Source organism: Pantoea sp. YU22, from assembly GCF_003970755.1.
In the GTDB taxonomy this organism is placed as follows: Bacteria; Pseudomonadota; Gammaproteobacteria; order Enterobacterales; family Enterobacteriaceae; genus Pantoea; species Pantoea piersonii.
Window position 1 is genome coordinate 285,176 of record NZ_RYDU01000003.1, and the last position, 6,000, is coordinate 291,175.

Genomic DNA, 6,000 nt, shown 5'->3' on the forward strand with positions numbered 1-6,000 from the left:
ACTGAAGAGAGACAAGCGCGATGGAGAAGACCAAATTCCTCCTGCGGGATAATCGCATCCGGCAGAACCTCAAAGACTTTATCGACTCCCTCCCTACCGACGAACACCGCCCCATCGAAATCACCATCAGTGACTCAAAACGCACTCTACCGCAGAACGATATGTTCCATGCGTTGTGCGCTGACGTCCAGCACCAGGCGGTTTGGCAGGGCATGAAATTGCAACTGGTTGACTGGAAAGCACTATTCGTTTCAGGGCATGCAATAGCAACAGGAAATCCGGGGCAAGTAGTACCAGGGCTGGAAGGTGAGTTTTGCAGCATACGCGAGAGCACTTCACAGATGGGCGTGAAGCGTATGACGAGTTTAATCGAGTACTCCACTGCATGGGCTGTCGGAAACGGCGTGAAGCTGCGTGAGGTGCGTTACTCAGGAGATTATTTCGGGAGAGCAGCATGAAAGAACCAATGGGTTTAGCAGCAAGAGTTGAAATACTTCGTGAGCTTCTGTCAAAAGAGGGATCACTCAAAACCAGCGAAATCAGAATTTACTTCGCGAGCCTGGGCGTCAGCGACAAGTGCATCATGCACACCACTCACCACGCCTACAAATACGGCATCACGCATCGTCGGAAGAACCGCGGCACCAATGGCTATGAGTATCGACTCGCCAGCAAATACCCGCGCTGGGGAACTCGATATGAGGCAGAAGAGCAGGCAGCGCGTCGCAACGTGGTCACTACGTGTAAGCGCAAGAGCCAGGTGTATCAGCTTGACCAGTTGCTGAAGTCTGCGAGAGGTGGACATGCGCCGCAAGAAATCTCTCTTTGAGCGAATGGAAAACCACGCCATCTACGACGTCAAATCACCCCGCCGCAAGCCAAAACCAATACTCACCGCCAGTCAGATTCCGACATTCGATTATGTCGCGGGCATCTTGCAGGCTAAATGGGATCGCATGAGGAAGACACGATGAATTACGGCGAAATGAGCGATGTTGATATAGCCGTTCTGGTTGGAAAGCACGTCAGTAAGGACGGGCAATCTCTGGTCGGAATCACTGGGAAGGCATGCATTCACGAATACGCACCATCAGTTGGAAACTTTGGTGAAATGTGTCTCGGGTGGAGAGAATTTGACCCCTGCAACTCATGGGCTGAGGCCGGGCCGATTATTTTGGCTAACAAGATAACCATCAGCGCACCGATGGAATATGACCAGCCATACGAATGGCTTGCTTACCCGTCAAGCGACAGCGATATCTGCGTATCACACCCCAACCCGTTGCGAGCGGCCATGACTGCGTTTCTGATGATGCAGGAGCAATCCAATGCGTGAGCGCTGCCACCGCTGCTACACCATCCTCACAAGCGAAGATATCTATCACTATTCGATTAGCTGCGAAAACTGCCAATGCGATATGGAGTGGGAAGAACATGAAAGAGACCAGCCAATCAAATCCGCCTACTGGCGCTGGCGAGCCATCTGCTTCTGTGTGCGTTTTCTGTCCGGCATTGCTGGTAGAGGGCGAGACCTACTGCTGCACAAGCTGCGAAATAAATCTGATGCGCGATCCCAACTACCGGATGTGCGGAGGCAACGATGACTGACGACGACTGGATTGGGCTGTTTTTGTTGAGCATCATTTTCTTGGCAGGAGGAAGAAGATAATGGCAACAGGCAAACAGCCTAAGCCGCCGAAGCCGAAAACCTGTAAGCACTGCAAAACCAAATTCATTCCAGCCAGACCTCTCCAGTACATCTGCACCCCATCCTGCGCATACCAATACCAGCAACGACAGAAAGAGAAGCAGCAGAAGGCAACTGACGCTGAAATCCGTCGTGCCTGGAATAAGCGTAAGTCAGACTTGAAGCCGCTAAAGCACTGGGAAGACTTAACCCAGCGAGCTGTTAACGACTACATCACAAAGGGAAGGGACAGGGATTTACCGTGCATAAGTTGCGGCACATGGGAGACAGTTCAGTGGGAAGCGGGGCATTACCGGTCACGCGGCGCGGCATCACATCTACGCTACAACGAAGACAACCTGGCAAAGCAGTGTCATCGCTGCAACGTCCAGCTATCCGGCAATCAACAGCAGTATCGCATCAACCTTATCACCAAAATCGGCCTTCAGCGCGTCTTAGCGCTCGAATCTAACAACGAACCTCACCGATACACCCGCGAAGAGCTGGACGCCATCAGAGCGCGTTACAGGGCTTTGTTGCGCGCATTGGTCAAGCAGAGAGAGGCAGCATGAGTGATTACCTCGACTATCTCAGAGAGAAGTGGCTCCGGCTTCGCATCCTCAAGATGAGCCGCATGTACGAAATCAACTACCGAATACTCCGCAACACAGCAAAACTACTGGGGGTTAAGCATGCAATCTGACGCACTCGCACAGCTGGCGCAGGTAATGCGCAAATCAGACCTCAAGAAGCGATACCTTAGTCCCGTAAAGCTCATCACTCCACTGCAGTCTGCATGGGTGCGCTGCCTGCTCGATATGTGGGGCGAGAAGTACGGCGGCCACGTCGGACCCGACAGCGGCAAGGTAAGCGTGATAGGGCGGCTGATGATTCGTAAGGAGTGGAACGACAGGGAGTCAGAGCGAATTATGGAAGTGGTGGAGAACTTACATCAGCAGGGATACCGCGGCGATGAACTATTCATCAAGGCAAAGCAAATCATCAACCCGCAGAACTCCGTCAGCAATCTTCTCGAGCGCGCCAACGAGCAAGAAGATGCCGACCTGGTTGAAACTGTAATCTGCCGTCTCTTTGCACCAAACAACCCGATCCGACATGTAGCAATTAAATACTACTGCGAGCGCAAATGCTCGCAAGATATCGCTCTCCACCTTACTCGCGTTACTGGCCTTCATATCGAAAACAGTCGTACCAGAGTTAAGTGGTGCAGAGAGCTTTTCGAGGCTTCTGTATTTCACGCTATCAGGCATGAAATGGAAGCTAAAAGATTCGATAAAGCGGCGTAAATGCGATAAATCGTAAAAATATTCACGAGGTGACTTGCAAACGTCACGTGGACCTGGTAACTTTCATGTATGCTCGCGGCAGTTGTCGTTGAGCGGTCAGTTGCAAAACATCTTGTGGATTCCAAGAAAGCCCCACGGTCTCACCAACCGGCGGGGCTTTTTTACGTTCTGCGCAACGGCAAGGGTTATTGGTGGGTGCTTTCCGAGCGCTTTAGAGACGCCGATTGCTCTTGCCCGTTGTGGTGAATACTGGCTTCTGTTGATTACACCTGCCGGAATAAGCACCGGCCACCACAACCAAATAAGCTCTGGGCAGACGTGCCAGTCACCTAATCGCAATTGCGTCAGAGCTTCAAATTATAAGGTCAGCCAAAGAGCTGGCCTTTTTCTTTTGCGCACGCCATTCAACACCAAACGAAACTTTTCCCCTGGTGGCGTCGCGCATTTTCTTCAATAAAAAAATCCGCGCTCAGGCGGATTCTTCAACGTTGACTACGCAACGGCAGGGCGGTGCTTTTTTCTCTCGACAAGATTAAAGCTAACCGGGCTTGCTCAGTTCAGAAAGTAGACAATTCCTAATTGAGCCAGCTCCCTCAACCTCGAGGGGGTCAAATGAGTATCGATATGAGCAAACTGGCTTCGGGCGCAGCGTATGGCGCGTCTGCCGGGACAATTGCCAACGGTCTTCTGACAAGGCTGAGTCCCGATGAGTGGAGCGCCGTAGGTGTCCTGGCCGGTATTCTGGTCGCCCTGCTAACGCTCGGCATCAACTGGTATTACAAACGCAAAGCCACGCTGGCGCAGATTAAAGCTCTCCAGCGCTGGCCGACCGCGCCCGACCTCCACGAGGAATAACCCATGGCAATGTCAAACTCACTGCGGAATAAGCTGATTGCTGCCGCGGGTGGCGGAGCCATGCTTATCGCTACTGTATTCCTCGGCGGCAAGGACGGTGTGGAAGGGCGTGTTTACGATCCCTATAAGGACGTCGCCGGGGTCTGGACGGTCTGTGATGGCCATACCGGAACCGACATCATCAAGGGCAAGAAGTACACCGACCGCGAATGCGATCGGCTGCTGTGGAATGACCTGCAGCCGGTAAAGAAAACCGTCGATAGTCTGGTAAAAGTGCCGCTTAATGAATATCAGCGCGCTGCGCTCTACAGCTTCACCTACAACGTCGGTTCTGGTGCATTCTCTAAATCTACGCTGCTTAAGAAGCTGAACGCAGGCGATCAGGATGGTGCATGTGAAGAGCTACGCCGCTGGGTTTATGCCGGTGGCATGAAGTTTCGTGGCCTGATGAATCGACGCGATATGGAGCGTTCAATGTGCCTGGCGGATGGTCCAAATGACATTTAGTTGGCGAGCATTAATTATTGGCCTGCTGCTGGTGGCGCTCATTACGGTCTGCCGGTTAGCAATTCTTTTCCACGGCAAATACGTTACCGCTGACAGCCTGGCTACCGAGCGCCAGCAGACGATTGACGATATGCAGATCCGCCAGCGTGATGTTGCCGCGCTCGACGCCAAATACACAAAGGAGTTAGCCAGTGCTCAGGCAACTATCGATCAGCTTGAGCGTGACGTTGCTTCTGGCAAGCGCCGGTTGCAGCTCAACGCCACCTGCACGAAGCAATCCGCCACCGGCACCGCCAGCCTGGATGATGCAGCCAGCCCCGGACTTACTGACTCCGCTGAACGGGATTATTTCACCCTCAGAAGTCGAATCGAGCTCGCCGGGAAGCAAATAGCCGGATTGCAGCAGTACATCAATGAGCAGTGTTTGAAGTGATCATCACAGGGCGCATTCAAGCAGTACGCCCGATGATGTGTACCGAAGCGGGACTGATACAACTTTGCAAGTAATACCGTGATAACGTCTCAGATAAGGCGTACGGTGGGGATTCATTCTCAACCGGACATCCATCATGGAAACTGGTTTCTACTGGGTAGGCGATAGTGTAGCTGAGCCCTTAGTGTGGTTCTGGGACGCAGGTGGCTTTTACAAACCTGCCTGTTCTGTACCTTTCACAATGCAGCAATTTAACGCCGCTGGACTGAAAATCCTCAGCCACAAAATTACCGAACCAAAACTCAAGAGTGCTACCCGACAGCGGGGGAAGAGACTTTAAAGCACGCTTGAAAAAAACAGCCCATCCGTGGACCAAGGACGTGATAGGAGTTCATTTTTTCTTATACGTTTTTCAGGTTAGACAACCTCGCGACACCTTCAAGCGTAAGCGGTGAATTTCTCACACCCCCTAGACAAGGCAAACGCAGGCGCAAGATTTTAAAAGGGCACTGGCGTTTGCAGAGAGCGGCGTGTCTCAGCTGGGCGCAGCGGCTAAAGATGAGCTGAAGGCAATGGCAGTTAAATATCTCTGACGGCGCGACAAAGTAACAAAGCACCTCAAGCATCATGGCCCTGCATTCGCGGGGCTTTTTTATGCGCCTCGCACGCGCAAATATCAATCCCTAAGCCTACAGAAAAGCAAGCCTGAGATTAGCCGTTAATGGTGCGTCTTAGGGGCGGCTTAATCTGTGCGACAGGCTTGTTTCTCTATAGGAGCACCACCCTATGCAATACCCAGTAAATGATCAGTCTCTGACAATGACAAGCCGCGAAATTGCGGAAGTGACGGGTAAGCGTCATCCAGATGTAAAGCGCGACATAGAAACCATGATGGAACAGCTTCAGGAGGATGTGAGCAAATTTGCGCGCATCTATCTGGACAGTATGAACCGCAAGCAAACCGAGTACGTTCTTGATCGCGAGCATACCGAGTGCCTTGTAACAGGGTACAGCGCATTACTTCGCATGAAGGTCATTAAGCGGATGCATGAGCTTGAAGAGTCGGTGCGCATCCCGCAGACATTACCTGAGGCTCTCCGTCTGGCTGCTGACCTTGCAGAGCAAAAAGCACAATGAATCGCCACGGGTTTAACAGACACCTCAGAGTCATTTAAGATGGCTTAAAGAGAGGTGCCCATGAGCGGTAAGCG

9 protein-coding genes are annotated in these 6,000 nt (G+C 52.2%); all 9 read left to right on the forward strand.

Annotated features, from left to right (window positions below):
* Nucleotides 1–20: 20 nt before the first annotated feature.
* The 9 genes from EKL29_RS08095 (at nt 21) to EKL29_RS08145 (ending at nt 5,926) form a co-directional block, all read left to right on the forward strand.
* Nucleotides 21–458: a recombination protein NinB gene (locus tag EKL29_RS08095; RefSeq protein ID WP_126689309.1), complete on the forward strand. Its 438-nt coding sequence runs from the start codon at nt 21–23 to the stop codon at nt 456–458.
* Nucleotides 455–829 (forward strand): hypothetical protein, encoded by a 375-nt coding sequence (locus EKL29_RS08100; protein WP_126689310.1) that lies wholly within the window; start codon nt 455–457, stop codon nt 827–829. Before EKL29_RS08095 ends, EKL29_RS08100 begins: the two co-directional genes overlap by 4 nt.
* A gap of 141 nt (nt 830–970) precedes the next feature.
* Nucleotides 971–1,336: a phage protein NinX family protein gene (locus EKL29_RS08110; protein ID WP_158618924.1), complete on the forward strand. Its 366-nt coding sequence runs from the start codon at nt 971–973 to the stop codon at nt 1,334–1,336.
* A 332-nt stretch (nt 1,337–1,668) separates the two neighbouring features.
* Nucleotides 1,669–2,259, forward strand: a complete 591-nt coding sequence (locus EKL29_RS08120; protein ID WP_126689314.1) for a recombination protein NinG — start codon at nt 1,669–1,671, stop codon at nt 2,257–2,259.
* A 120-nt stretch (nt 2,260–2,379) separates the two neighbouring features.
* A complete protein-coding gene (locus tag EKL29_RS08125; protein WP_126689315.1) occupies nt 2,380–2,994 on the forward strand; it encodes a hypothetical protein in 615 nt (204 codons plus the stop codon).
* Between the two features lie 612 nt (nt 2,995–3,606).
* Nucleotides 3,607–3,849: a phage holin gene (locus EKL29_RS08130; RefSeq protein ID WP_126689316.1), complete on the forward strand. Its 243-nt coding sequence runs from the start codon at nt 3,607–3,609 to the stop codon at nt 3,847–3,849.
* Nucleotides 3,850–3,852: 3 nt separating this feature from the next.
* On the forward strand, nt 3,853–4,356 hold the full coding sequence (locus EKL29_RS08135; RefSeq protein ID WP_126689317.1) for a lysozyme: 504 nt from the start codon (nt 3,853–3,855) through the stop codon (nt 4,354–4,356).
* A complete protein-coding gene (locus EKL29_RS08140; protein WP_126689318.1) occupies nt 4,337–4,789 on the forward strand; it encodes a lysis protein in 453 nt (150 codons plus the stop codon). Before EKL29_RS08135 ends, EKL29_RS08140 begins: the two co-directional genes overlap by 20 nt.
* Before the next feature lie 786 nt (nt 4,790–5,575).
* Nucleotides 5,576–5,926 (forward strand): Rha family transcriptional regulator, encoded by a 351-nt coding sequence (locus EKL29_RS08145; RefSeq protein WP_311778988.1) that lies wholly within the window; start codon nt 5,576–5,578, stop codon nt 5,924–5,926.
* Nucleotides 5,927–6,000 lie beyond the last annotated feature (74 nt).

Coding starts and splice junctions, on each gene's coding strand:
- EKL29_RS08140 (WP_126689318.1), top strand. CDS start 4,337: ATGGTCCAAATGACATTTAGTTGGCGAGCATTAATTATTGGCCTGCTG.
- EKL29_RS08130 (WP_126689316.1), top strand. CDS start 3,607: ATGAGTATCGATATGAGCAAACTGGCTTCGGGCGCAGCGTATGGCGCG.
- EKL29_RS08145 (WP_311778988.1), top strand. CDS start 5,576: ATGCAATACCCAGTAAATGATCAGTCTCTGACAATGACAAGCCGCGAA.
- EKL29_RS08095 (WP_126689309.1), top strand. CDS start 21: ATGGAGAAGACCAAATTCCTCCTGCGGGATAATCGCATCCGGCAGAAC.
- EKL29_RS08100 (WP_126689310.1), top strand. CDS start 455: ATGAAAGAACCAATGGGTTTAGCAGCAAGAGTTGAAATACTTCGTGAG.
- EKL29_RS08125 (WP_126689315.1), top strand. CDS start 2,380: ATGCAATCTGACGCACTCGCACAGCTGGCGCAGGTAATGCGCAAATCA.
- EKL29_RS08135 (WP_126689317.1), top strand. CDS start 3,853: ATGGCAATGTCAAACTCACTGCGGAATAAGCTGATTGCTGCCGCGGGT.
- EKL29_RS08110 (WP_158618924.1), top strand. CDS start 971: ATGAATTACGGCGAAATGAGCGATGTTGATATAGCCGTTCTGGTTGGA.
- EKL29_RS08120 (WP_126689314.1), top strand. CDS start 1,669: ATGGCAACAGGCAAACAGCCTAAGCCGCCGAAGCCGAAAACCTGTAAG.